The organism is Streptomyces sp. NPDC001348, assembly GCF_053597535.1.
In genome coordinates this window covers 33181-59489 of record NZ_JBSFIK010000047.1, presented here as the reverse complement: position 1 = coordinate 59489, position 26309 = coordinate 33181, and the positions used below count along the sequence as shown (strand labels likewise).

The window sequence follows — 26309 nt, the reverse complement described above, 5'->3', positions numbered from 1 at the left end:
GTGCACGCTCCGCACGGAAGCGCATTGCAGGCAGTGTTCAGGGGGAAATGATGACGAGTTCCTGTTTGCCAGGTCCGCACAGACCAGGCCTCCAGTCATATGTCCTCCGCGCAAAGTGAGCCGAATGGAAGCTTCCGGCCGGACGGAATGTACCGTGCGAACTCCGTGAACACGCACGGCACGTGACAGCAACCGCTCCTCCAGGAAAGGGAGTCGACTCATGACCGCACGACGGACTCTGATGTCGCTCGTCACCGCCGCTCTGACGACGACGGCCATCGCGCTGGCCGGCGCGCCCGCCCACGCCGCGGGAGCCACCAACATACGCGTCTGGAACTCCAGTCACTGCCTCGACAGCGACGTCAACAACGCCGCGCGACTCCAGATGTGGAATTGCGACAGCGGCTCCGACGAGCAGTGGCTCACAGAGTACTGGGGAAACGGCCAGTATCGATTCATCAACCAGCAGACCGGAAGGTGCATCACCGCACCCTCGGGACTCGCGTCGGGGGCGATCACGTTGACGCCCTGCGACCCGGTCGCGAGCACCCGGGCCGTCCAGCTCTGGCACACCTACGCCACGGGGCCCGGGAACCCGCCCGTGGCGGTGTGGCAGAGTGCGGAAAGCAGTCTGTGCCTGACCACTCCGAGCGTGGCCAACCACACGATCCCGCGGACCCTGGAATGCGACACCTCCGACCAGTACGACTGGTGGCAGCAGCAGTAACCTCTGACGGCAACGCCGCGGTACGCGGTCCGCAGAGGCGCTTTCGGCGAGGACGGGAATCGAACCGTCCAATTCCGGTTCTTTTCATGGAGGTTGGATACGCGCCACTCAGCACCGGCTGTCGGCCAACGTGACGAAACCTCGGGCTCGGCAAGGTGCGCCGATCCACACTCCTTCCATGAATCCGGACCTGGAAGTGATCTCCCGTACATTGCCCTCAGCAACAGCGGAGGCGGCCAGCGTTCCCGAACTGGGCATGGTGATTTCACGGCACATCGCGCGCCTCGTGCCGCACGACGGATACATGCTGAGAGGAGTTGACCCGCTCACGGGCGCCGCGTGCTTCCTGGCCAAGGAACACGGTTACGCAGCCGCCTTCTACCGTGCACTGGAAACCGAGGAAATCCTCGGCGACGAGCGGCACACCGTAGCCCGTCTGGTCAGAAGCGCGCGTCCCGTCGCAGTCCTCGAAGCCCACGCACCGGACAGAGGACACAGCGTCCAGCACGAAGACATCATGAACGTGACCGGAGTCGGCAGTGAGATGCGGGTCGCACTGACGCTCGGCGGGATGGCGTGGGGGTTGCTGGTGCTGCTGAGAGAGAAAGGCAGCAAGCCCTTCTCGACGGCCGACGCCGTGAACGCCGGGCGGCTCTCCATCCCCTTGGCCGGCACGCTGAGACAGTACGTCGCCGGCCGGTTCCTGCGTCCCGTCCGCAGCGCACCCGCGCCAGGCGTTGTTTTGATCGACAGCAACGACACCATCAGAGCCGTGACCACAACCGGCCGTGAGTGGGTGCGAAGGCTCGTGCCGGAGAATGTGACGGCCGACGAGGACGAGATATTCGCGCACGTCTGGAATATCGCCCTCGCGGCCCGTCAGCCGGGGCGTCAAGCGCTGAGCCGTATCCCCGGCCCTGACGGGTGGATCGTGCTGCAGGCGCAACCGCTCGACGAACCAGGCCCCGGAGGTGTGGCGGTGACCATCCAATCCGCGTCTTCCGACGTGCTGTTACCCGCCGCAGCCGTCCTGTACGGGATCACCGCGAGGGAGCAGGCGGTTATCAGGCGGGCGCTCGACGGACTGGCCGCCAAGCAGATCGCCCGCAGCCTGAACCTTTCCTTGCACACCGTCAACGATCACTTCAAGGTCATCTACCGAAAGACCGGAGTCAACAGCCGCGAGGAACTCATCGCCAGCCTTGCGCGATGATGCCGGGAAGACCTCACGCACCGGAGCTCACCGGCATGACCGCCAAGTACGACGTCAAGCACCGGCTCACGGGCACGGCGACCCGAACACCAGCGAGGCGTACCGTCACGCGGTCGAGGCACTCTACGCGGTCGCCCATACCGCAACGTTCGCGAGCGAAGGCGACCTCGACAAGGACTTCGTCGTGAGCCCACTCGAGGGACTGTGGTGGGCGGACGACATGGACGACTTCCTGGCCAGGCGCAAGGACAACTGGCGATGGAGACTGCTGGTCAACCCCGACTGGATCGCCGACGCCATGATCGAACATGCCAAGCACATCGCCCTGACGGAGAAGAGGCATCCCGCCATTCCGGACGTCCGGTCAGAGACACTGCACGAGGACACCAGCGCCCAGGTGCTCCACATCGGCCCATACGACGCCGAGACCCCGATCCTCACCGGGCTGCACCACGATTACCTCCCCGCCAACAACTTGCGGGAGTCGGGGCTGCACCATGAGATATACCTCAGCGACCCGCGCAGGACCGCCCCCGCCAAGCTCAGGACGGTTCTGCGGCAGCCCGTGGAAAGGTCCGGAGGGGTGCCGGCTGCGCTGATCGTAATGGGTCACGGCGCTGCGCGTGGTGGCCGTGTGCGCGGGCAGGTCATGACGACGTGCCGGCGGCGGCGCTGTCGCGCAGGAAGCCCGCGAACGCCTGGGCGGCGCGGGTGAGGACGTGGTCGCTCATGCGGACCAGGAGGATGCGGCGCACGGGGGCGGGGGGCTGGAGGGGCAGGACACTGACGCCGGCACGGATGCCTTCCAGGGCGAGGGCGGGGGCGAGGGCCACGCCGATTCCGGCGGCGACCATGGCCTGGGCCTCCTGGTAGTCGTGGGCCTCGTAGGCGATCTGAGGCTCGAAACCGGCCGCGTGACAGCTGCGGGCGAGTGCCTCGGCGACCGGATGGTTGTCGGCGCGGGTGATCCAGGGATCGTTCGCGAAGTCGGCCAGGGCGGCCGAGCGGCGCCCCGAGAGAGGATGAGCCTCACGGACCAGGAGGGCCGGGGGATCGTCGACGAGTGAAGTGACCACGATGTCCTCGCGGTCTATACGGTTCCAGTCATAGTCCCACATCAGGGACATTTCAATTTCACGGTTCTCCAACATGGCCCACAGACCCGCGATACGGGCGCTGCGCACCGTCAGCCGCACGTCGGGGTGGGCTTCCCGGAAGGCGATCACGGCCCGGGGAAGCAGGGAGGCGCCGACGGTGGGGAAGGTGCCGACCCGGAGGGTGCCGGCACGCAGCCCGGCGAAGTCGGCCAACTCGTTCTCAGCGGCCGTCAGTTCGCGCTCGATCCGCTCCCCGCGCTCGGCCAGGGCGCGTCCCGCGTCGGTGACCGTGACACCCCGCGCATGACGTTCCAGCAACGGCTGCCCGGCCTCTGCCTCCAGACGGCTGACCTGCTGGGACACCGCCGATGGCGTGTAGTTGAGGGCTCGCGCGGTGGCGGTGACCGAGCCCCGGCGGGCGACCTCGGTGAAGAGCAGGATGCGCCGGACGTCGAGCACCGCGCCACCTCCAGCGTTAATCAGAGCTTAATACCCCTGCAGATTTCCGAGATTGTACTTCATGCTCCCCGCAGCCAGTGTGGATCGCGTCCCGCGGAAGTGCCGTCGGGGTTTCCATGAGGAGTCTGTTGTGTTGCGTCTGCAGGGCGAGATGATCCGCGGAGGAACCAGCAAGTGCTGGATCTTCGACCACCACGCCGTGGTCGCGACCGGCGTGGACACCGACACCCTGTTGCTCGCCGCCTACAACGCCGCCGACCCCCGTCAGATCGATGGCGTCGGCGGTGCCTCCTCCACCACGTCCAAGGCCGCGATCGTCCGTATGTCGGCGGAGCCGGACATCGACGTCGAGTACGCCTTCGCGCAGGTCGGCATCGGTGACGAGCGCGTGGAGTGGACCAGCAACTGCGGCAACTGCGCCACCGCTGTCGCCCTGTACGCCGTCCACAACGGCCTGGTGCCGATCGCGTCGGACTCCACCACGGTGCGCATGCTCAATGTGAACACCGGGGCCCGCCTCACCGGCACCATCCCCACCCCGGGGCGGACCGCCCCCGACGCCGGAACCGCCCGGGTGCCGGGCACCGCCGCGCTCGGGGTGCCGGTGCTCCTCGGCTTCGAGGACCCCGCGGGTACGTCGACCGGCCGGGCCCTGCCGACCGGCCACCCTCTGGACACGCTGACCGGCCCCACCGGCACCGTCGAGGCGTCCCTGGTCGACGCCGGCGCCCCGGCGGCGCTGTTCGAGGCCAAGGCATTCGGACTCGACGGTACCGAGTCCCTCGCCGGCTTCGCCGAGGCGGTGCCCGCCCTCACCGTGCTGCGCCGACAGGCCGCCCTGGCCATGGGACTGGCCCAGGAGACCGACCCCGTCAGCCACGCCGTCCCGAAGGTCGGAGTGGTCGCCCGTCCTGTCGCGTACCGCACCACTGACGGCACCCCGGTCGGAGACGACGAGTACGACCTGGGCGTCCGCATGGTCTCCATGCACGCACCCCACCCGGCGATCGGCCTCACCTCCGCCGTCGCCCTGGCCACCGCAGCCACCATCCCCGGCACCCTCGCCCACCGCGTCGCCCGGCAGACCGCCGACGGGACGCTGCGCCTGGGCACACCGGCCGGTGTCATCACCGCCCGGACCGTCCCCGCAGCGGAAGGAACCTCACCCACGGTGCTGCTGCACCGCGCCGCCCGCCGCATCGCACGAGCCGAACTCCTCGTTCCCGTCCTGGAAGGACGCCCCGCATGAGCCGCAACGACGCCGCCCCGGGCACCGTCACCACTCCACCCGGCCGCCTGCGCCGACTGCTGTCCCTGCTCTATGTCCAGTGCCTGGTCGGCGTCCTCGCCGGAGCCGCCGTCGGCTGGTTGTGGCCGTCCTTCGGAGCCGATCTCAAACCCCTGGGCGACGGGTTCATCGCACTGGTCCGCATGATGATCGCGCCCGTCATCTTCTGCACCGTCGTGCACGGCATCGCCTCGATGGGCAACGCGCGCGCCGTCGGCCGAGTCAGTCTCAAGGCGCTGGTCTACTTCGAGGTCCTGACGACCGTCGCCATGCTGATCGGACTGGTCGTCGTGAACGTCGTCCAGCCCGGCAGCGGGCTGCACGTCGACCCCTCGACCCTGTCGGCCAAGGGGCTGCCGCCCGAGGCGACCGCGGGCCACGAGAGCGTCTCCGCTTTCCTGCTCGCCATGATCCCGGACACCCTGCTCAGCGCGCTGACCGGGCACGAGATCCTGCCCGTGCTGCTGGTCTCGGTGCTGTTCGGCTTCGGTCTGAACGCCGGCGGCGATGCGGGTGCGGGGATCACCCAGGGCATCGAGAAGCTCTCCGTGATCCTGTTCAAGCTCATCCGCTGGATCATGCGGCTGGCCCCCATCGGTGCCTTCGGTTCGATGGCCTTCACCATCGGCAACTACGGCCTGGACACCCTGCGTCACCTCTTCCTGCTGGTCGGCTCCTTCTGGCTCAGCGCGCTGCTCTTCGTCCTGGTCGTCCTCGGCACGGTCATGCGCGTCAACGGGCTGCGCCTGCTGCCCTTCCTCCGCTACATCAAGGAGGAGCTGCTGATCGTCCTGGGCACCTCGTCCAGCGAGCCGGTACTGCCGCGCATGATGGCCAAACTGCACCACGCGGGCGCCTCCAAGCCCGTCGTCGGCATCACACTGCCCGCCGGATACTCCTTCAACCTCGACGGCACCGCGATCTATCTGACCATGGGCGCGGTCTTCCTCGCCCAGGCCCTCGGTGTCGACCTGAGCCTCACCCAGCAGTTGTCGATGCTCGCCGTCATGCTGCTCACCTCCAAGGGCGCCGCCGGTGTCACCGGCTCCGGCTTCATCGCCCTGGCCGCCACCCTCAGCGCCGTACCACACGTCCCCGTCGCCGCACTGGCCCTCATCTTCGGCATCGACCGCTTCATGTCCGAGGCCCGCGCCCTGACCAGCGTGGTCGGCAACGGCGTCGCCACGCTCGCGGTGGCCAAGTGGGAGGGCCAGCTCGACGAGAAGCGCGCCAGGGCCGTCCTGAACGGCGAGATCCCCTACACTTCCTCCCCCGAGGCCGACCGCGCCCCCGAGCCGCAGGCCGGTCACGCACCGCAGGTCGGCCCCGCACCCGCCGCGAGTCCCGATGAGACCGAGGCGGCGGACGCGAAGGCGAGGGCTGGATCGGACCGCGACCCCGTACCCACCGCGGGCTGACGCCCCGGCCGGTCCGGGGCCTGTGCTCCGGACCGGCCCGGTCGGCTGCGGCATCCCTTTGTCAGAGGGCGTGGCGGACGACGGCAGCCGCGGGCGGCGTCAGTGCTGCGGAGCCGGTGAGTCGGCGAGCGCGTACCGTGTGGCGCTGCGGTAGGCGGAGATGCCAAGGGCGAGCATCCAGTAGCTGAAAACCGCGCCCATCAGGGCGGTGGTACCCCAGCCGTTGGCTGCGTAGAAGTGTGCGGGGGTGTTGCCGAAGAACAGGGACGGCACGAAGACCAGGTTGACCCCCGCCAGGACGAAGGCGGAGCGGCCGGTCCAGCGCGGCAGCAGGTCCGTACGGGAGATTCCATAGCCCACGGCGGTCAGGAACAGCCCGAGCATGAGCCGGTCGATCGACCCGTAGAGGATGTAGGTGCCGCTGACCGTGATGGTCGGGTCGACCGGGTGGTCGGCGGCGATGACCGCACCGGCTTCCAGACCGCTGGAGACCAGGGTGATCGTCGCGTAGACCAGTCCGGTGGCGAAGGCCATCGTGCCCACCCATTCGTAGGCGGGGTTCGCCGCTGTGACCAGTTCGCGGAAGGCCGTCACGAAGACGATCAGGAACGCCAGGGCAAGGATCCCGATCAGCAGCCTGGCGAGGACGTTGAAGTCCGGCGGCGGACCGGAGTAGACGAAGTACAGGGGTACTTCGACGATGAAGGCGACCGCGGTGGCGATGCCGGCGAGGCCTGTCAGACGCCTGGCGACGGTTTCGTTCATGGCTCTCCCCCTGGGGTTCCGTGTGGTGGGTGCCTCGTTGGTTCGGTGATGGTTCGGCGTGGTGAATACTGCCGCGCCCGCGGCTTCTCGTCGCTGGGTCTGGGCACCGGACGGGAGGTGGCCCTGCCGACACCCCTGCCGGGAACGGCTGCCGCTGTGGGCGCCATCGATCTGCGCCGGCCCGTGCGTCGTCTCCATGGTCACCTGACGGTGTCCCAGAACGCGCAGTGGTGGCGCAGCGGCGCCGCGCCGGTGGGGACGATGTGGTCCGGCGCCAGGGACAACACCGTCCGCCGGGACCAGTGCGGCGACGAGGCACCGTTCGGGTCGGCGTCGCGGGCGAAGCGGGTCCAGTACCCGGTCATGCTGTCGGCCAGCCGGTGCTGTGCGGCGGTCAGCTCACGGGGGCGGCCGCCCAGGTCGAACAGGTAGGGCAGTTCACTCGCGTGCGGCGCGCCGAGCGGGAACGGCGGCGTGCCCGAGGTGAGCGGAGGGGCGTGTTCGTCGGCGAACTCGTAGCGCCAGACCGGTACATGGGCGGCGAGCAGGTCGTCGGTGCGCACCGTCGGGCAGGCGAAGTTCGCGTCGCCGATGACCGCGCCGAACACCGGGCCGCCGTCGGTGCGGTGCACCGGGTACTCGCGGACGATCGCCTTCGCCTGCCGCGGGGACGGGAAGAAGGTGGCGACGACGTCGGGCCAGGTGTCGTGGGTGACGGGATGGCCGGCCCGGACAATTCCGGCGGCCCAGCCGTTTCCCTCGTCGTGGTTGTTGCCGATGAGCACGGGGACGCGGTGAAAGCGGCCGGCGGCGATCGCCACCGCGGGGTCGCTGGGGAGCAACGGGGTGGTGTACGCGGGCTGTTGATCGGTGTCCTGGGCCGCGAGCAGACGGGATACGGCTACGCCTCGCAGGCAGGCCGGGACGTCGGGGGCGGAGCCGCAGCCGACCTTTGCCGCGAGGTCCGAGCCGGAGGCGCGCGCGGTGGACACAGGGACGGAGGACGGGGCGAAGGGCCGGTCGGGGCGCCCCGTGCACGGGCCGCTCTCGATGATCGCCCGGTCGAAGAGACCCTTGGCGGTCGGCGAGACGAGCTGGGCGCAGACGCTGTAGCCGCCTGCCGACTCGCCGGCCAGCGTCACGTTGTGCGCGTCGCCGCCGAAGGCGCCGATCTCTGCGCGGACCCAGCGCAGCGCCGCCTGCTGGTCGGCCAGGCCGAAGGTGCCGGAACCGGGCAGCCCGCTGTGCGCGAGGAAACCGAGGGCCCCGAGGCGGTAGTCGACGGTGACGACCACGACGTCACCGCGGGTGGCCATGCGCTGGGCGTCGTAGGAACTGCCCGCTCCGGTGGTGAAGCCACCGCCGTGCAGCCACACGATCACCGGCCGGGGGCGTGCCGGTCCTCTGCCGTCGGGCGTCGTGACGTTCAGGTGGAGACAGTCCTCATCGGTGCTGCCGCCAGGTACCTCGCCGGCCGGCTGCGGGCAGGCGCTCGCGGGCCGGGTGGCGTCCCGTACCCCGGGCCAGGGGGCCGCACGGTGGGGCGGCGCCCAGCGCAGCCTGCCGACCGGTGGCGCCGCGTAGGGGACGCCCTCGAAGGTGCGGTAGCCGTCATGGGCGACGCCTCGCACCAGGCCGTCGTGGGTGCGTACCGTCGTAGTGGCGCCCGGCCGGGCGGGCTCCGTCGGTGGCGCTGCGGACCAGGCCGTCGCGAGGACAGCGGCCAGGGCACAGCCCAGGGTGGTCAGGGCGCGGTGCATGCTCATCATCTCCTCCGGTGACTGCCGCCCACGCCGGCCCGTACGGCGATCACGGAGCAGGTGCATGAGGCCGGGCAGGTCTTGGGACACACCTCGACGCTATGGCCGGTGGCCGCGCGAGGGATCGGCCGCGGGAACGGACCGGCACTGGGAACGCAGGAGGACTGCGGCCCGGTCTCCTCCTTGAGGAGGAGCAGGTGCCGTCAGGGACGGCGCGGCCGCACGAGGCCGTGATCGTAGGCGGCGACGACGGCCTGGACACGGTCGCGCAGGCCGAGTTTGCGCAGCACCGCGGTGACATGGTTCTTGACGGTGGCCTCCGACAGGCGCAGCCGGGCGGCGATCTCCGCGTTGGACAGCGCCTGCCCGATCAGTGTGAGCACCTCCCGCTCGCGGCCGGAGAGGGCCTGCAGGGAGGGCGGCGGCGAATGCTCGGGCGTGCTGCGCAGGAATTGGTCGAGGACGCGGCTCAGCACGGTCGGCGCCAGCAGCGCGTCGCCGTGCGCGGTGAGGCGGATCGCGTCGACGAGTTCCGCGGGGCGCATGTCCTTCAGCAGGAAACCACTCGCCCCGGCCCGCAGGGCGGCGACCACGTGTGCGTCGACGTCCCAGGTGGTCAGTACGAGCACCCGGGCCCGACTGCCGCATTCCACGATCCGCCGGGTCGCCTCGATGCCGTCCACAACAGGCATGCGTACGTCCATCAGCACGACGTCGGGCGCCAGTTCCCGCACCAGCCGCACCGCCTCCCGGCCGTCGGACGCCTCGCCGACCACCTCGAGGTCGTCCCGGGCGTCGATGATCATGCGGAATCCGGTACGGACCAGGGTCTGGTCATCGGCGACCACCACACGCAGCGTCATGACGCGCACTCCACAGGAAGCCGTGCCGCCACCTCGAACCCGCCTCCGGGCAGCGGACCGGCGCGCAGGCCGCCGCCCACGAGCCGGGCCCGCTCCGTCATCCCCACGATGCCGCGCCCCGCACCCGCCGAGGACGAACTGCGCAGCGGCTGGCGCCCGTTGTCCTTGACGGTGACCTGCATCCACTCCCCTTCGCACGTCACACGCACGCTCACCTCGTCGGCGCCGACCGCATGGCGCAGTGTGTTGGTGAGGGCCTCCTGGACGATCCGGTACGCCGCCAGGTCCACCGCCGCCGGCAACCCGTCGGCGGCGCCCTCGCGGTGCACGTGCACGGTCATTCCGGTCGCGCGCACCGTGTCGGCCAACTCGTCCAGGTGCGCCAGCGAGGGTCCCGGCTCCCCCTCCTGCTCATCGGCCCCGCCCTCCCCCGCCTCCAGCCGGAAGGCTCGCAGCAGCAGCCGCAGCTCGCCGAGCGCCGAGCGGGCTCCCGTCTCGATGGCCCGCAGCGCCTGACGGGCCTGTTCTGGCCGTTGGGTGAACACGTCCTCGGCAGCACCCGCCTGAATGACCATCACCGACAAGGTGTGCGCCACGACATCGTGTACCTCGCGCGCGATCCGCGCTCGCTCCTCCATCACGGCCCGGCGCGTCTCCGCCCTCGTCCGTGCCTGCTGGGCCCTGCGCCACTGCCCCGCGGTCCAGGCCAGGACCACCGCCAGCAGATAGACCGTCAGACCCGCGCCGCCACCGACCGCGAACGCCGGCAGCGCCGGCAGACACATCGCCGCGAGCGCGGACACCCCCACCCGCCACGGCCTGGTGGCCGACACCACACACAGTCCGACCTGCGCCGCGAGCAGCGCCCCCGTCAGGGTCACCGCGGGCAGCAGTGCCCACACCACGAGCCCCGTCACCGCGTTCACGATCAGCACGGCAACCGGGGCACGCGTCTGCCACCTCAGGGCGCAGGCCTGCGCGAGGACCAGGGCCACGGCCAGGGGCAGCCGTCGGCCGTGCTGAGTACCCGCGGCGAGCACCGAGGTGCCGAGGACAGCGAGCACCACACCGGCCGACCCCCACCACAGCGCCCGGGTCTCCCTGGGCGACACCACGCCCTGCCCTTCCCCTCCGAACGCGTCTTCCGGCCCCCTGCTGCTTCGGTCCACGCACCGACCCTATCGGCGCGGGCCCGGTCGTTCGGGAGATGGAGACGAACGTCGTGGACGGTGGCGGCCGACGGCAGCGGGACGTCGGATGCGGTGCCAGGACCGGCAACCGGCGGTCACCCTTCGCGACGTCGGCCCGCGGCACGCCCCGGGACGGGTTCTGCCGCCGCTCAGTCGGCGTGGGCGATCACATCGAGCTGCCGGTCCAGCCGCGCCAGGTCCGGGTGCCCCAGGAGTTCGTCGAGGAGGCACTGCCGCATCTCGTGGATGTACGCCTCGGTCAGCTCCTGCGGCGTCACGGCGAGCCCTTCCGCCACACTCGCTGTGGTCGCGTCGTCCAGGCCGCCGGACAAAGCGATGGCTGCCAGAAGGAGGATCCTCGCCTCCATGTCCTGCGTGGCCGGGTCGTACCCGGCGTCCCGGGCACGGTCCAGCAGCCAGCGGGCGAAGCGGCTCTTCGCGATCTCGTCCCGTGACATGGGCGTCTCCCTCCATCGGGCCGGGCAACCCCCCGGCGAAGCATGCGGCGACCAGGGCGCGTGATCCTGAGTGTCGTTCTGTACCTGAGGGGGGCCGGAGGGCGCGGTGAAGTGCCCCCGCGGCACTGGTCAGTGACAGGTCGAACGCGATCGCCGGGCGCCGCGTCCTCCGGCCGCGGCCTGGCTCTCCGGCCTCCCGGCGGCCGGAGTCGAGCCGAAACGCCATCCCGTCGTACGGCTGTCCCGACGATCCCCTCGAAGCACAGCTTGGTCACCTCCAGATACGTGCCGGACTCACCACCCTGCTCAACAGGACGCCGCCCCAATCGATCCAGCCGGTGGACGCACGGCAGCACTCCGAGGTGCACTGGTCCGAATGAGTCGGCCCGACCGTGTCCGCCGTGTACTCCCGCCCCATTGTGCTGCGCCCTGCACCCCCTTACTGTTCGACTTTGCCTGAGTCTGTTTGATGCTGATTGCTCAGGCGGTATGGAGGCCGCAGTGCGGGGTAATCGGATCGGTTCGAAAACTGCGAGACCCGGACGCTGTCGGTGGTGGAGGGCGGCCCTCGCGACGGCCGCGACCATCGCCCTCGCCACGGGTATGACGGCGCCCGCCGTGGCGCACGAGGCCGACGGGAAGGCACCCGCCGCCGCTGCCGCCGGCCCACAGGCGCACACGGTGAGTCTCGACGGCTACTCGTTCCTCGTCGACGGCAAGCGCACCTACCTGTGGTCCGGCGAGTTCCACTACTTCCGGCTCCCGAGTCCGGACCTGTGGCGCGACATCTTCCAGAAGATGAAGGCCGCAGGTTTCAACTCCACGTCGCTGTACTTCGACTGGGGTTACCACTCGCCGAAGCCGGGTGTGTACGACTTCAGCGGGGTGCGCGACGTCGACAAGCTGCTCGACATGGCCCAGGAGGCCGGGCTCTATGTGATCGCGCGCCCGGCACCGTACATCAACGCGGAGGTCGACAGCGGCGGCCTGCCCGGCTGGATGACCACCAAGGCCGGGCACAACCGCAGTGACGACCCGCAGTTCCTGAAGTACGCCGACGAATGGCTGACGCGGATCGACCGGATCATCGCCCGCCACCAACTGACCAACGGCACCGGATCGGTGATCGCCTACCAGGTCGAGAACGAGTACTACAACGGCTCGGACGCCGGGCGCTCCTACATGAAGCACTTGGAGGACAAGGCCCGAGCCGATGGCATCACGGTGCCGCTGACCGGCAACAACAACGGCACCTTCAACTCCGGTGCCGGCGCCCTCGACGTCGACGGACCGGACTCCTACCCACAGGGCTTCAACTGCTCGAACCCCTCGAAGTGGAACGGCGTACCCGACATCGGCTACGACCACCCGGACGGCAGGCCGCTGTACTCGCCGGAGTTCCAGGGCGGCGCCTTCGACCCCTGGGGCGGGCCGGGCTACGACAAGTGCGCCCAGCTGATCAACGACCAGTTCGCCAACGTGTTCTACAAGCAGAACATAGCCGTCGGTGCCACCGCGCAGAGCTTCTACATGACCTACGGCGGCACCAACTGGGGCTGGCTCGGCATGCCGGAGAACTACACCTCCTACGACTACGGGGCCGCGATCCGTGAGAACCGCCAGCTCGATCCGAAGTACTACGAGGACAAGCTGATCGGATACCTCACGCAGTCGGTGGCCCCCCTGACCAAGACCGAGGCGATCAAGGCCACCCCGCCCGACGACTCCGCGATCGTCGACACCGCCCGGATGAACCCGGACACCAAGACGCAGTTCCACGTCCTGCGGCACGGGAACTCCACGTCCACGGCGGTCGACAAGACCCACATCTCGCTGGACTTCAACGCCCAGCCGTCCACGGACACCCACTACACCTGGGACGACCCGGACTCCGCGCTGCAGTACACCGGTTCGTGGTCGCACGTGGCCGACACGAACTACACCGGCGGCGACTACAAGCACACGGAGTCGTTCTCCAACAAGGCCGGTGACTCGGTCACCGTCCCCTTCGACGGCACCGCGATCCGCTGGATCGGCTCGAAGACCGACAACCACGGCAACGCCGACGTCTACCTCGACGGCACCAAGGTGGCGACGGTCGACGACTCCGGGGGCGAGAACCAGGCGGTGATCTTCCAGAAGACCGGCCTGACGCCCGGGGCGCACACACTGCGGATCGTCGTCGACGGCAACCACAGCCCGGGGTCGACGGACGACTACGTGTCCATCGACGCCATCGACGTGCCGACGGCCGCCGCCTCCGAACCGACCTACCCGGTCGTGCCGCAGCAGCCGGGCACCGCGATCACCCTCGACGGACGCGACTCCCACGTGATCGTGGCGAACTACCGGCTCGGGGAAACGCAGTTGCAGTACTCGACGTCGGAGATCATGACCCATGCGGCCATCGGCGACCGGGACGTCGCCGTGCTCTACGGCGACCCGGGCAGCGACGGCGAAACCGTTCTTCGCTACTCCTCCAGGCCCACCGTGACCACCAGCGGCGGCACGGTCACGTCGGCCTGGGACGAGGCCACCGGTGACCTCCGGCTGAACTACACGCACAAGGGCCTCATCCGCATCAACGTCAGCGGCGGCGGATCGCGCCCGCTGCTGCTGCTCGTCGGCGACAAGGCCACGGCGGAGACCTTCTGGCGTCAGGACACGGCGAACGGCCCGGTACTCGTGCGCGGCACCCACCTGCTGCGGACGGCGACCAGTCTGGACGGCGGCCACACGCTGGCGCTCACCGGTGACAACGCCGACGACAAGAACATCGAGGTGTTCACCTCCTCCCGCCATGTCACCTGGAACGGCAGGGCCTTGGACACCCGGGCCGGCGACGCGGGCAGCCACACCGGGAAGATCCCGGTGGCCGCCCCGATACACCTGCCGACGCTGACGAACTGGAAACACGCAGAGGAGTCCCCCGAAGCGGCCCCCGGTTTCGACGACTCGAGCTGGCAAGTGGCCGACAAGGCGACCACGAACAGCGTCTCCGGCGTCAACTCGCTGCCGGTGCTCTATGCGGACGACTACGGTTTCCACACGGGCAACACGTGGTACCGCGGTCGCTTCCGTGCCGACGGCAACGAGAAGGGAATCCACCTGGTATCGGATTCCGGCGGGGACGCCCAGGCCTTCTCCGCTTGGCTCAACGGCACCTTCCTGGGCAGCTCCACCACAGGCAGCGCCGACTTCACCTTCCCGGCCGGTTCGGTGAAGTCCAAGGGGGACAACGTCATCTCGGTGCTCACCGTGAACATGGGGCACGAGGAGGACTACAGCTCGACGAACGGCAACAAGACCGCGCGCGGTCTGACCAGCGCCTCCCTCGTCGGGGCGCCGCTGACCTCCGTCACCTGGCGGCTGCAGGGCGTACGGGGCGGTGAGGAACTGCAGGACACGGTGCGCGGTCCGCTCTCGACGGGCGGCCTGTACGGCGAGCGGGCCGGCTGGTCCCTGCCGGGCTACCCGGACGGCACATGGAAGCGGGTGTCCCTGCCGGCGACCGACACCCGTCCCGGCGTCTCCTGGTACCGCACCGACGTCGGCCTGGACCTTCCGCGCGGCCAGGACACCTCGCTCGGGCTGACGTTCACCGACGATCCGTCACGCAAGTACCGTGCCACGGTCTTCGTGAACGGCTGGCAGGTCGGCAACTACGTCAACTACCTCGGCCCCCAGCACACCTTCCCGGTCCCCAACGGGATTCTGCACCCGAACGGCGGGAACAGCATCGCCATCGCCGTGTGGAACCTGGACGGCAGTACCGGCGGACTGGGCAAGGTCTCGCTCACCGACTACGGCAGCTTCGCCTCGTCCCTGCGTGTCGCCCAGAACGACAGTCCCCGCTACGACCACAAGAAGTATGCGATGCCCAAGCGGCCGGGGACGGATGTCACCCTGGACGTTCCGAACACCGCGCAGTCAGGGCAGCCCTTCACGGCCGCGGCGACGGTGCGGGTGCCCAAGGGCGGACCGTCCGCCTCCCGCCTGACGGCCTCGCTCTCCGCACCCGACGGCTGGAGCGTGAGTGCCACGAGCCCCACGTCGGCCAAGCGACTGCGACCCGGCGAATCGGCCACCTTCACCTGGAAGGTCCAACCGCCGGCCGGGAAGCTGCCGTCAGCCTCGGCGCTCACCGCCACGGTGCACTACCTGCGGCACGGACGGCAGGCAGCCGACGCAGACGAGCGCATCATCGGCGGGATCCCGCCGGCTCCGCCGGCCGGCCGGATCGCCGTGAGCGACCTGCCGTTCCTGTCGTCCACCAACGGGTGGGGCCCGGTCGAGCGTGACAGCAGCGTCGGCGAGCAGGCGTCCGGGGACGGCCGTCCGATCACTGTCGGCGGCGTCGGCTACGCCAAGGGCCTGGGCACCAACGCGGTCAGCGACGTCGAGCTCTACCTCGCCGGAAAGTGCTCTCGCCTGACGGCGGACGTCGGCGTCGACGACGAGACAGGCGGAGCGGGCACGGTGACCTTCTCCGTGATCGCCGACGGCAAGACCCTGGTGACCACGCCGACGATCCGCGGCAAACAGGCCGCGGTGCCGATCGACGTCGACGTCAGCGGCGCACAGGTGGTCGACCTCAAGGTAGGTGACGGCGCCGACGGCAACGGCAGCGACCACGGTGACTGGGCAGTGCCGACGCTGACGTGCGGCTGAAAGGTGGTGCGGAAGGTGCGGCCCCGATGGCCCACGGTGGGGACCTGACTGGGTCGAGGACTCAGTCAGGTCGGCCGCGGGGCGGTGTTCGTGGCGGCGTGGAGGCGGACCTCCACGCCCGGCCACCGCGGGCGTACTCGCCGGCCAGGGCTCGGAACGATTCCTTGGGCTCCCAGTGCCAGGGAGAATCCGGATCCGCCGGACGGTCCCGGATGACTTTGACCAGGCTGTAGCCGGCCATGTCCAGGTCCAGCCGCTGCTCGCGGCGGTGCGGGGCGTCCGGGGTGACGAAGGTGTAGGCCATGGCCGCGTACAGGCCCATCGACTCGAAGACCCGGAACACGTCGGTCAGGTACGCGGCCTGCGTGCGCTCGCTGCGCACCAGGCCCTTCCTGACCTGCGGCGGTGTTGTCCCGTAGTCGACGACATCCCACGCCATGCCGCCCAGGCGCGGCGCACCCTCGAAGGTGCAGCAGCCGAACTCGGTGATCGCGAGCGGCTTGCCGTGACGCTGGTACTCGCGCAGCTCGCGGACGTGCCCGGCGCGGTTCGGGAAGTAGCCGTAGTAGTCGATGCACACCAGGTCGAACAGGTCCCAGTCCACGTCCTCGTCCTGCGCGGCACCGTACGACAACGGCCCGCGGAAGACCGAACGGCCGACGGCAGCGGCCCGCGCCGTGAAGCGGCGCAGCCGCCGGGCCGTCGTGACCGGGTCGTAGTTGCCCCTTTTCAGGTTCTCGATGCGTTCGACCGCGGTCGCTCCGGGCACGATCCCGGGAACGAAGAGCAAGAACTCACAGCCCACGTTCAGATGCGCCCGCACTCCCTGCCGGCGCAGTCGTTCGGCGAACCGACCGGTCTCCGCGAGGTGGTCGAGGATCTCCCGGGCAGGCACATCACCGAGGGTGGGTTCGAGCCACACGTTCAGACCGCTCTCGGCCGCCTCGGCCGCGGTGCGCGTGAGCCGTTCGAGGCCATCGCCAGTGATCTTCACCGTGTCGGCATGGAGATCGCGGCGAATCGTCCGCAGATCGGCCCGGGTACGCGCCGCGCTCCAGGCCGTCGCCGGTGTCTCCCCCTCTCCCACTTCGTAGACGACCCCCCGGTACGTCACCCCGCCGCCCGGCCCCGCGGCTCCTTCCCGGCTCGGACTGGCCAAGACATGCGTACTGTCGTGCCGGCCGGCCGCAGCGGCGTGCCTGGCAGGCAGCGGCGTGCCGAGTGCGACGGCTCCTGCGAGTCCCAAGAACCGAGCCCTGCTGAACCGGGGTGCACCCATCTCGTTCCTCCTGTCTCCTCGGATGGAAGCAGCCTGCGGGGCCACCGCGGTCGAGCGGCATTCGCCGATGGTCTGCGGAGCGAGGGAAGCCTCCGCCGACCGGCCAGGAAACTCTGGCCGATCGGCCGTGGCGCGCGTTCTGCTCGGCCCGCCTACCCTCGTCCCATGACCAACGGCCCCGACCTGCCCCTCCCGGCCGGGCGTACCTTGCGCGACTGGGCGGTGGACTCAGTGCTCTTCTGCGGGACCGTCTTCCTCGGCATGGTGGTCCTCGGAGTGGTGAAGGAGCAGGGTGATCTGCCGGGGTGGGCGACGGAGCTGGACCCGTTGCCAGGGCTCGTGGCCTGCCTCGCCCTGTGGTGGCGGCGCCGCTTCCCCCTTGCCGTGGCCCTGCTCGGGCTGCCCGCGGTGGCACTGGCCGGCAGCGCCCTGCCCGCAGGCGCGGTGATCGTCAGCAACCTGGCCCTCCACGTGCGCTGGCGTCGGGCACTGCCGGTGCTCACGGCGTACGCGGTGTTCATGGTGCCATCCGGTCCACTGCTGTTCGGGACGGGCGACCACCTGTGGTCCGACGCGGCGTTCTCGCTGGCGTACCTCCTGACCGCCTTCGCCTCGGGCAACGCCCTGCGCTCCAGGCGACTCCTCGTCGAGCGGTTGCGTGCGGACGCCGAGCGGGCCCGGGCCGAGCACGAACGCCGGCTCGACGAGGCCCGACTCGGTGAACGCCGGGCCATCGCCCGTGAGATGCACGACGTGCTGGCGCACCGCATCTCACTGCTCTCCGTGCACGCGGGCGCTCTGGCCTACCGCACACGGCAGGCCAAGGCGGGTGAGGGCCCCGCGCTGAGCAGCGCGGAGGTCGCCGAGAGCGCCGAAGTGATCCGGGGGAACGCGCACGAGGCGGTGGAGGAACTGCAGGAGGTGCTGCGCCTGTTGCACACCGAGGGCGGCGAGCAGATCTCGCTGCTGCCGCGCATCGAGGACATCGACGGTCTCGTCACGGACGCCCGTGCCACGGGGCAGCCGGTGGACTTCCGAACCGGGCTGGCCGGCGATGCCGTCCACGAACTGCGGCCGCAACTGCACCGAACCGTCTACCGTGTGGCCCAGGAGGGCCTGACCAACGCCCGTAAACACGCGCCCGGCGCATCCGTCGGCCTGCGCCTGACAGGGGGACCGGGCAGCGGCCTCACGGTGGAGGTCCGCAATGAGCTGACCGGATCGCCGCACACCGGCGACTCGATCCCGGGTACCGGCGCCGGACTCACCGGGCTCGCCGAACGCGTCCGCCTCGAGGGCGGCACACTCGACCACACCGCTGCCGACGGCGCCTTCACACTGCGCGCCCGGCTACCGTGGCCCCCGAGGTGACTCCATGATCCGAGTGCTGCTGGCCGACGACGACCCCCTGGTACGAACCGGTCTGAAGATGATGCTGCGTGGGGCGGACGGAATCGAGGTCGTCGGGGAAGTGGCGGACGGCGCCCAAGTGGCCGCCGCCGTCCGCGAACACCGGCCCGGCGTGGTCCTGATGGACATCCGGATGCCGGTCATGGACGGCCTCGCAGCCACCCGGGCGCTCACCCGTCGCGGTGCCCAGGCCCCACAGGTGATCGTGCTGACCACCTTCGACGAACACGGGCTGGTGCTGGAGGCGATGCGGGCCGGTGCCGCCGGATTCCTCGTCAAGCATGCCGTGCCGGAGGAAATCGTCGAGGCGGTGAGGCGGGCCGCCCGCGGCGAGCCCGCGCTGTCACCGTCCGCCGCACGCGCCCTCATCGAGCATGCGGCGGCCGGACCGGGCCATCGGGCCGAACACGCCCGGCAGCAGCTCATGCGGCTCACCGAGCGGGAGCGCGAGGTAGCGGCCGCCGTGGCCAAGGGGCTGTCCAACACCGAAATCGGCGCCCGCCTGCACCTCTCCGTCGGCACGGTCAAGGCCCATCTCTCCAGTGCCCTGGCCAAATTGGAGCTGGACAACCGCGTCCAGCTCGCCCTCCTCACCCACGACGCCGGCCCGCCGTCCTGACCGGCCGGCAGCATCCGGGCGACGACGTCTTCGTCGGGGTCAGGCGGCCAGAGTCTGGATCGCCCGAGTGGTCGTACGCCGGTCCGCCCGCATCCGTTCCAGCAGGGCGTCGGCCGCGACGAGGGCCTGGTCCACCGACCGGGAGCCGGTCATGGCGCACAGCGTGTGGGAGGTGTCCTCCAGCTCACGGCTCGAGTGGCCGGTGGGTTGCAGGTCATGCCGGAAACGGGCATGGGCGAAGCGGGCCAGCACCGCACGCAATTCTTTCTCCGCAGGCAGCAGCACAGCGACAATCCCTCTCGAGCTGCGAACCCTTTGCCGGGCTCGCGTCACGGTCGCGAACGAACAGATACTTCAACCGGGAAAATCGTGTGCCCCCAGTAGATCACTGTATGCACCGTCGTCACGACGCCGAGCGGGCGGCCTCGGTGCGTACATCACCTCCGCGGGCCCTGAGGCGTACGCCCCCTTCGGTGAGCACTCGGTGGACGAAGCCGTAGGACCGTCCATGGGCCTCGGCTATGGCCCGGATCGACCGGCCCTCGCCGTACTCCCGAGCGAAGGTCTCCGCCAACTGCTCGCGGGCACCGCCTGTGATCCACTTCCCCTTCTGCACGAGGTCTCCTCTCACAAGGTCGCTATGTGATCACCGGTTGCCCACATCACCGCGAGTCATGTGACGATCAGGTGGTTGCCCGTCTCTCATTCACCTCTCCTGCCCGCGGCGGTCGCCCTGACGCTCCCGGCCCTCGTCCCGTGCCTGCTGGAAGGCATCGGAGATCGTCTGGGCGGCGCCGGACAGGGCTCCCTTGGTCTTCCCGCGGGCACCGGACTCCGTGAGCTGTCCCGTGAGCTCCGTGAGCCCGGCCGGTTTGCGCGGCCCCGCTTCCAGGTCGAGGCGGTTGCACGCCTCGGCGAAGCGAAGGTAGGTGTCGACGCTGGCGACCACGATCCGTATGTCGATCTTGAGTATCTCGATGCCGACGAGGGAGACGCGCACGAACGCGTCGATCACCAGCCCGCGGTCGAGAATGAGCTCCAGAACATCGTAGAGGCCACTGGAACCGCCCCCGCCACCCTGCTGTGTCGCCACGGTCATCGCGACCACCCCTTGTCGTCCGTCTCTGCACGGTCCCGTCGGCGGAGACCGCCGGCACCGCACCGGCCTGGCCGTCCCTCGCTGCGACGCAAGCTTCCACGTGCGAGTAGCCCCGACCGACGGCGGCCAAACACCAGTACGATGCCGACGGAGTGGACCGGCACGCCGGGGCAGTCATCGTGCGGACGGCTGCCGGCGGGTCCCGTGGGCGCCGAGCGTCCGCGTCCGGTGGGCGGTGGAACGGCCACGGGAGCGATAGACGACATAGGGCCTGGCGACGTAGCCGAGCGGCAGCGTGAACGCATGGACCAGGCGGCTGAACGGCGACAGGGCGAAGAGGGCCAGCGCCAGGAGCGCGTGCACCTGGTACGCGAGCGGTGCGTGTGCCATGGCGGTGATGTCCGGATCCAGGGTGAACAGGCTGCGGAACCACACGGCGACACCGAGCCGGTAGTCGTAGGGGCGGGCCACCGACGATGCGGTGGCGGTGAGGCCGGCCAGCACGACGAGAGCCAGCAGCGGGTAGGTCGCGCGGTCGCTGCGGCTGGTCGCCTTGCGCACCGCGGGCACACGCAGCCGGCGGTACAGCAGAAGGGCGAGGTCGCAGCCGGTAGCGATGCCCGCCGTGCCTCCCATGACCAGGGCGACGGCATGGTACTGCTCCTAGCTGATCATCAGGCGCCGGGTGAGGGCTTCGGGGACGAGCAGGCCCATGACGTGCCCGCCGATGACGAGGAACAGCGCGTAGTGGAAGAGGGGTCCGCCGATGCCCAGCAGCCGGGACTCGTGGAGCTGGCTGGAGCGGGTGGTGAAGCCGAAGCGGTCGTAGCGGTAGCGCCAGGCGGTCCCGGTGACCAGCGTGGCCAGGGCGAGGTAGAGCAGTACACCCCACAGCGCGATACGCAGGTGCGTCATCCGAGGCGTACTCCTTCGTCGAGGGTGGTCCGGACGGCTCGGATCACGTCGAGATAGGGGCTCCCCTGGGCGGCGAGGCCGGCGGCGAGCAGTGCGAGGGCACCGCGGTGCTCGTGCAGCACGGCACGGCCGACGGCCGGACAGCGTGCCGCGAACTCCAGGACGGCAGGGAGGTGATCGGGCAGTTCACCGTCGGTCGGCTCCCAGCCGCACTGCCGGTAACGGGCTTTGAGAGCGGCGAGGGATGCGCCGCGACGGCGGGTGTCTCCGTCCGTGTAGTGGGTCAGGTGGAGAGTGCGGCGCCGACTGCGGTCGAAGGTGGTGACGTAGTGGGCCGCGAGGTCGAGCAGGGGGATGTCAGCGGTGCGGCGGCAGAACCGCAGCAGCGGTTCCGTCGCCGGGCCGGGAAACCCGCCGAGCGATTCGATCACGAGGGCACGCTGGGCCTCCCAGCGCTGGTCGGGGTACTGAAGGAGCAGGGAGGCGGCCTGGTGCACCGCACGGTGCTGGTTCATCGCGGCTCGGCCTTTCGGTCGGGGAAGAGCCCACGTGGTCGGCCGCGGCCGTTCCAGTTGAGGAGGTTCGTCCGGCCACGCAGCCCGCCGGCCGCCCCGGTGCCCGCTTCCGTCGGAACGGGCGGGGCGTGGAAGGCTTCCATGGCGTCCGTGCCGTACATACCGGGGCCGCCGTCGTGCCCCAGGCTGCACCCCGAGCCGTCCGCCCCTCCCCCGCCGGGTTCCGCGACGTAGGTCGTGGGGATGACGTACCGCTCGTCGTACTTGGCGAGCGCCAGCAGTCGGTACATGGCCTCGATGGACCGTTCGTCCATGCCCACACTGCGGGCGATGGCCGGATCGAGCTCCTCACCGAGGTTGATGCGGCGCATGTGGGCGCGCATCGCGGCCAGGCGGCACAGCACGGCTTCCACGGGCGCGGTGTCGCCCGCGGTGAACAGGCCGGCAAGATATCCGAGGGGGATGCGCAGCGAGTCGATCGCGCCGAAGAGGGCCGATGGGTCCTCCCCGTCGTGGCCGCTGCGGGTGAGCGCCTCGACCACGGGAGAGAGCGGCGGGACGTACCAGACCATGGTCATCGTCCGGTCCTCGGGGTGCAGGGGCAGTGCGATCCGGTAGGTCGTGATGAGATCGCGGACCGGGGAGCGACGGGCCGCCGTGATCCAGTCGTGCGGAATGCCCGACTGCTCGGCGGCGCGGACCACCTCGGGGTCGTGCGGGTCGAGGAAACACCCCAACTGGGCTTGATACAGGTCGCGTTCGTCTTCGGCTGCGGCGGCCTCCCCCACCTTGTCGGCGCCGTAGAGCATGACGCCGAGGTAGCGCGGCCGACCCACGCAGGTCTCCGAGCAGACGGTCGGCTCGCCCGCCTCCACGCGCGGGTAGCACAGGGTGCACTTCTCGGCCTTGCCGGTGGCGTGGTTGAAGTAGACCTTCTTGTAGGGGCATCCGCTCACGCACATCCGCCAGCCCCGGCAGCGGTCCTGGTCGACCAGGACGATGCCGTCCTCGATCCGCTTGGAGAGCGCCCCGGAAGGGCAGACCGCCACGCAGGAGGGGTTCAGGCAGTGCTCGCAGATGCGTGGCAGGTAGAACATGAAGGCCTGCTCGTACTCCAGGCGGACCCGCTCGTTCATCTGCCTCAGCACCGGGTCGCCCGCCAGGTGACCGGGCCCGCCGCCCAGGTCGTCGTCCCAGTTGGGTCCCCAGGTCACCGTGGTGGGGAGGCCGTCGATCAGGGAGCGGGGCCGGGCAGTGGGCAGGTCGTCGCCGAGCGGTGCGGAGACAAGGGTGTCGTAGTCGTAGGTCCAGGGTTCGTAGTAGTCCTGGAGGGAGGGCAGTTCGGGGTTGGCGAAGAGCCGGGCCAGACGGCGGGCGCGTCCTCCGGTGCGGGGGACGAGCCGGCCACGGGCGTCCCGGCGCCAGCCGCCCTTCCACTCCTCCTGGTCCTCGTGGCCCCTGGGGTAGCCCTGTCCGGGGCGGGTCTCGACGTTGTTGAACCAGGCGTACTCGGTGCCCTTGCGGTTGGTCCAGGTCTGTTTGCAGGTGACCGAGCAGGTGTGGCAGCCGATGCACTTGTCGAGGTTCATGACCATGGCGATCCGGACCATACAGCGCATGTCAGTACTGCACCTCCTGCGCGCGGCGGCGGATCACGGTGCGGGCGTCGCGCTGGTTTCCGGTGGGTCCGTAGTAGTTGGGGGCGAACGACAACTGGGCGTATCCGCCGATGAGATGGGTGGGTTTGAGCATGATTCGGGTGAGGGCGTCGTGGACGCCGCCGCGCCGGCCGGTGCTTTCGGTGCGGGGCACGTTCACCAGGCGTTCCTGCACGTGGTACATGAACACCGTGCCGGTCGGCATGCGGTGGGAGACGACGGCGCGGGCGACCACGACGCCGTTGGGGTTGACCGCCTCCACCCAGTCGTTGTCGTACGCGCCGATGGCCTCGGCGTCGGCCACGCTCATCCAGATGACGGGGCCGCCGCGGGCCAGGGTCTGCATCAGCAGGTTCTCCTGGTACTCGGAGTGGATCGACCACTTCGAGTGCGGGGTGAGGTAGCGGACATCGACCTCCCGCTCCGCGGAGCGGGTCGGCGTGGCGAGGTCCAAGGGTGGCCGGTACACCGGTAGTTGCTCGCCGAGTTCGGCCATCCAGTCGTGGTCGAGACAGAAGTGCTGGCGGCCCGTCAGGGTGTGCCAGGGCTTGTGGTGCTCGGTGTTGACCGTGAACGGCGCATAGCGCCGGTCCGGGGCCTCTTTGCCGGGATCGCCGGTGACCTCGGCCCATGCCGCCACGGGGTCGCCGAGCCGCGCGCGGGCCTCGCGGTACATCTCCAGGAGGACGCCTCGCACGTGCGGGTGGCGCACGCGCGTGGGCGAGTACGTGTACCAGGAGAAGGACGCGCCGCGCGGGCAGCCGCGCGGCTCGTACTCGGGCCGGTCCGGGCCCGTCGAGGGGTAGTCGGTCTCCTGGGTCTCCCAGGTGATCAGGCCGTCCTTGACGTAGACCTTCCACGAGCACGAACCGGTGCAGTTCACGCCGTGAGTGGAGCGGACGACCTTGTCGTGCGCCCAGCGCTCCCGGTAGGGAGTGTCGTTGACGTCCTGATCCGTACGGAACGCCGCGCGCAGATCAGGTGTGGTCGCGGTTCGTCGCAGCATCCCACCCACGCGCAGGAGTTGATCGGCAGCCAGCGCCGCCAATCGTTCCGCTTCCCGTCGGGCACCGCGCCGTCCCACTGTGCTCACTCCCTCCGCAGTCGGCGAAGCACGCGGGCCTCGACGGCCGAGACCGTCGAGGCCCGCGTTCCGCTTCCGTCAGCGTCGACCACGGTGACCCAATGCGCTCACATGACTACGGAGAGTTGATGATGTCTATACAGAGCTTTCCTTGCTCTTTGCAATAGTTGTGCACCACATGGGGATTCGGGGCGGGACCGTTCACTCAGGTGGTGGCAGTGACGGGGACACGGCGGGTGCGCAGCCTGAGGACACGTTCGGCGTGGTGTTCCTCGTGATGGTCGACGCGCCGGGCGGTCAGCAGATCACGGAGGCTGATGATGCCCTCGACACGGGGACGCGGCCCCCGGGTCACGATGAGCAGTCGGGTCACCTCGTGCTGCGCCATCCGGTTGGCCAGAGCTCGCCGAGTCTCGTCGGCGTGCGCGACGACGGGGCCGGCGGCGAGGTCGGCGAGCGGGGTGCGGTCGGCGGCATCGGCGTGGACCATCGCATGGCGGGTGACGACGCCGCTCACGGTGCCGTCCTCGTCGAGCACGGGGTAGAGGCGCTGGGCGAGCAGTCGCTCGGGGTCGCCGGCGTCGTGGGCGGCCCGCAGCAACGCGGTGATCTCCCCCGCCGGCCGGTCGCCGCGGAAGGTGACGGTGGCCGGTGTCTCCAGTTGGCGCACGAGATGCACCTCGAGCGGATCGATGGAGTACTCGCGGGTCAGGTGCAGACCGCGCCTGGCGAGCTTCTCGGTCAGCACCGAGCGCTTGAGACGGCACCTTCAAGCCGCCCCTCACGAAGTAGTCGGCACGCAGACGCCCGGAGCCGTCGCGGATGTGCCGGATCTCGTACGCACCCTCGCAGCCGTGCCCGCAGCGCAGGCATACGAAGGAATAGGCTTCGTGTATCGGTTCGGTTCTCATGGTCATCACCCTCGGCACGGTGCCGTCGCGTCCGCTCGGCCCGTGCTGCCGGAAGCTTATCATTGCAGTCTGCAATGGTCGCCCCGAGTGATGACTCGAGGGGCGCCGTTCGGGCACAGCAATCACGCAGAGAGGGTTCCATGGCTCAGCAGGGCGACCGTCAGGAGCAGCCACCTCAGGGTCGTCCCACCGCGGACGACGTACTGGACCGCGAGGCGGAGGAGGTGACCCTGGCGGTGATGGCCGCTTCCCGTCTGGTCGTCGCACTCTCCGCCCGTGCGCTGGCCTCCGTCGAGGTGCCGCTGACCCTGCCCCAGCTGCGTTCCATGGTCGCCCTGCACAGCTGCGGCCCCATCAAGCTCGCCGCCATGGCCGCCACCCTGGGGGTCACCCCGTCCACCGCCCTGCGCATGGCCGAGCGACTCGAGTCCCTGGACCTCATCGACCGGCGCGTCAACCCGGACAACCGACGGGAGGTCGTACTGCGGCTGACGCCTGCGGGGCAGGAGCTTGTCGAGAGCGTGCTCAGCCATCGGCGGGCGGAGATCCGCGCACTGGTCGAGCGTCTGCCCGCGCAGGAGCGCGGCGGTCTGGTCCCGGCGCTCAGGGCCCTGACGGCAGCCGCCGCCGACCTCGAACTCGGTCTGGACCCCGACGGCGAGGCCGGTCGCCTCGCCGGAGTCGTCGACGATCCGCTCAACCCCACGCCGTAGGACCGTCCGGCGGCCCGAGGCCCGGCCCGCACGCGGGGGGGGCGCGTCCACCAGGTTTGCCCCGGTCGACCATGTCGGCGGCGGTGGGCTTCCGGCACGGGGCCGGCCGGCGGCGTGGCCGTTCGCCGGGCTCCGGCCTCGCGACGCCGACGCGGTCACGCCGGGAGGCGGCTACGGGTCGTGCGCCGCCTCCCGGT

Annotated in this window: 22 protein-coding genes and 2 pseudogenes; 9 read left to right on the top strand and 15 right to left on the bottom strand. The window is 70.0% G+C overall.

All coding sequences use genetic code 11. The features are described from left to right. The first annotated feature begins 220 nt into the window (after positions 1–220). The 3 genes from ACWC21_RS34995 to ACWC21_RS34985 all read left to right on the top strand — a co-directional run bounded on the left by ACWC21_RS34995 (position 221) and on the right by ACWC21_RS34985 (position 2655). Positions 221–727, top strand: coding sequence for an RICIN domain-containing protein (locus ACWC21_RS34995; RefSeq protein WP_450887877.1), 507 nt, complete (start codon positions 221–223; stop codon positions 725–727). Positions 728–905: 178 nt separating this feature from the next. Continuing rightward, on the top strand, positions 906–1940 hold the full coding sequence (locus ACWC21_RS34990; protein ID WP_450887875.1) for a helix-turn-helix transcriptional regulator: 1035 nt from the start codon (positions 906–908) through the stop codon (positions 1938–1940). Continuing rightward, a complete protein-coding gene (locus ACWC21_RS34985; protein WP_450887873.1) occupies positions 1930–2655 on the top strand; it encodes a GyrI-like domain-containing protein in 726 nt (241 codons plus the stop codon). The genes ACWC21_RS34990 and ACWC21_RS34985 overlap by 11 nt, the downstream gene beginning before the upstream one ends. On the opposite strand, the gene ACWC21_RS34980 is transcribed toward ACWC21_RS34985, so the two are convergent. Continuing rightward, positions 2588–3496, bottom strand: a complete 909-nt coding sequence (locus tag ACWC21_RS34980) for a LysR family transcriptional regulator (protein WP_450887871.1) — start codon at positions 3494–3496, stop codon at positions 2588–2590. The two genes, ACWC21_RS34985 and ACWC21_RS34980, sit on opposite strands and share 68 nt — an antisense overlap. A gap of 130 nt (positions 3497–3626) precedes the next feature. On the opposite strand from ACWC21_RS34980, the gene ACWC21_RS34975 reads away from it, so the two are divergent. After that, complete coding sequence (locus ACWC21_RS34975) at positions 3627–4745, top strand: PrpF domain-containing protein (protein ID WP_450887869.1); 1119 nt, start codon at positions 3627–3629, stop codon at positions 4743–4745. Next, a complete protein-coding gene (dctA, locus tag ACWC21_RS34970; protein WP_450887867.1) occupies positions 4742–6202 on the top strand; it encodes a C4-dicarboxylate transporter DctA in 1461 nt (486 codons plus the stop codon). Before ACWC21_RS34975 ends, dctA begins: the two co-directional genes overlap by 4 nt. 99 nt (positions 6203–6301) lie before the next feature. Here the strand turns inward: dctA and ACWC21_RS34965 are convergent, their stop codons facing one another. The 5 genes from ACWC21_RS34965 to ACWC21_RS34945 all read right to left on the bottom strand — a co-directional run bounded on the left by ACWC21_RS34965 (position 6302) and on the right by ACWC21_RS34945 (position 11238). Then, positions 6302–6967 (bottom strand): hypothetical protein, encoded by a 666-nt coding sequence (locus tag ACWC21_RS34965; protein ID WP_450887865.1) that lies wholly within the window; start codon positions 6965–6967, stop codon positions 6302–6304. A 200-nt stretch (positions 6968–7167) separates the two neighbouring features. Continuing rightward, entirely contained in the window at positions 7168–8733 is a 1566-nt protein-coding gene (locus tag ACWC21_RS34960) for a carboxylesterase/lipase family protein (protein ID WP_450887906.1), read from the bottom strand. Positions 8734–8930: 197 nt separating this feature from the next. Beyond that, a complete protein-coding gene (locus tag ACWC21_RS34955) occupies positions 8931–9590 on the bottom strand; it encodes a response regulator (protein WP_450887863.1) in 660 nt (219 codons plus the stop codon). Further along, positions 9587–10759 (bottom strand): histidine kinase, encoded by a 1173-nt coding sequence (locus ACWC21_RS34950; RefSeq protein ID WP_450887862.1) that lies wholly within the window; start codon positions 10757–10759, stop codon positions 9587–9589. Before ACWC21_RS34950 ends, ACWC21_RS34955 begins: the two co-directional genes overlap by 4 nt. 170 nt (positions 10760–10929) lie before the next feature. Beyond that, complete coding sequence (locus ACWC21_RS34945) at positions 10930–11238, bottom strand: hypothetical protein (RefSeq protein ID WP_450887860.1); 309 nt, start codon at positions 11236–11238, stop codon at positions 10930–10932. A 501-nt stretch (positions 11239–11739) separates the two neighbouring features. On the opposite strand from ACWC21_RS34945, the gene ACWC21_RS34940 reads away from it, so the two are divergent. Next, entirely contained in the window at positions 11740–15909 is a 4170-nt protein-coding gene (locus ACWC21_RS34940) for a beta-galactosidase (protein WP_450887904.1), read from the top strand. Positions 15910–15970: 61 nt separating this feature from the next. Here the strand turns inward: ACWC21_RS34940 and ACWC21_RS34935 are convergent, their stop codons facing one another. Continuing rightward, positions 15971–17188, bottom strand: a complete 1218-nt coding sequence (locus ACWC21_RS34935; RefSeq protein WP_450887859.1) for an abortive phage infection protein — start codon at positions 17186–17188, stop codon at positions 15971–15973. 165 nt (positions 17189–17353) lie between these two features. On the opposite strand from ACWC21_RS34935, the gene ACWC21_RS34930 reads away from it, so the two are divergent. Both ACWC21_RS34930 and ACWC21_RS34925 read left to right on the top strand, forming a co-directional pair. Continuing rightward, on the top strand, positions 17354–18559 hold the full coding sequence (locus ACWC21_RS34930; protein WP_450887858.1) for a sensor histidine kinase: 1206 nt from the start codon (positions 17354–17356) through the stop codon (positions 18557–18559). A 4-nt stretch (positions 18560–18563) separates the two neighbouring features. Further along, positions 18564–19217, top strand: coding sequence for a response regulator transcription factor (locus tag ACWC21_RS34925; RefSeq protein WP_450887856.1), 654 nt, complete (start codon positions 18564–18566; stop codon positions 19215–19217). Positions 19218–19256: 39 nt separating this feature from the next. Here the strand turns inward: ACWC21_RS34925 and ACWC21_RS34920 are convergent, their stop codons facing one another. From ACWC21_RS34920 to ACWC21_RS34885, 8 genes and pseudogenes are all read right to left on the bottom strand, one after another. Next, the gene (locus tag ACWC21_RS34920) at positions 19257–19502 is read right to left on the bottom strand and encodes a DUF5133 domain-containing protein (protein WP_450887854.1); all 246 of its coding nucleotides are present in this window, start codon (positions 19500–19502) and stop codon (positions 19257–19259) included. A 118-nt stretch (positions 19503–19620) separates the two neighbouring features. Further along, positions 19621–19833 (bottom strand): helix-turn-helix domain-containing protein, encoded by a 213-nt coding sequence (locus tag ACWC21_RS34915; protein ID WP_450887852.1) that lies wholly within the window; start codon positions 19831–19833, stop codon positions 19621–19623. Positions 19834–19923: 90 nt separating this feature from the next. After that, positions 19924–20316, bottom strand: a complete 393-nt coding sequence (locus ACWC21_RS34910) for a gas vesicle structural protein GvpA (RefSeq protein WP_450887850.1) — start codon at positions 20314–20316, stop codon at positions 19924–19926. A gap of 174 nt (positions 20317–20490) precedes the next feature. Beyond that, positions 20491–21231, bottom strand: a pseudogene (gene narI, locus ACWC21_RS34905) (respiratory nitrate reductase subunit gamma). Then, positions 21228–21746 (bottom strand): nitrate reductase molybdenum cofactor assembly chaperone, encoded by a 519-nt coding sequence (narJ, locus tag ACWC21_RS34900; protein WP_450887848.1) that lies wholly within the window; start codon positions 21744–21746, stop codon positions 21228–21230. Before narJ ends, narI begins: the two are co-directional and overlap by 4 nt. Further along, on the bottom strand, positions 21743–23365 hold the full coding sequence (gene narH, locus ACWC21_RS34895; RefSeq protein WP_450887847.1) for a nitrate reductase subunit beta: 1623 nt from the start codon (positions 23363–23365) through the stop codon (positions 21743–21745). Before narH ends, narJ begins: the two co-directional genes overlap by 4 nt. A gap of 1 nt (position 23366) precedes the next feature. Continuing rightward, a pseudogene (locus ACWC21_RS34890) lies at positions 23367–24011 on the bottom strand (molybdopterin dinucleotide binding domain-containing protein); the annotation flags it as partial. Between the two features lie 682 nt (positions 24012–24693). After that, on the bottom strand, positions 24694–25236 hold the full coding sequence (locus ACWC21_RS34885; protein WP_450887845.1) for a CBS domain-containing protein: 543 nt from the start codon (positions 25234–25236) through the stop codon (positions 24694–24696). A 303-nt stretch (positions 25237–25539) separates the two neighbouring features. Here ACWC21_RS34885 and ACWC21_RS34880 point away from each other — a divergent pair, with 303 nt between their 5' ends. Then, the gene (locus tag ACWC21_RS34880; protein ID WP_450887844.1) at positions 25540–26112 is read left to right on the top strand and encodes a MarR family winged helix-turn-helix transcriptional regulator; all 573 of its coding nucleotides are present in this window, start codon (positions 25540–25542) and stop codon (positions 26110–26112) included. Positions 26113–26309: the final 197 nt, after the last annotated feature.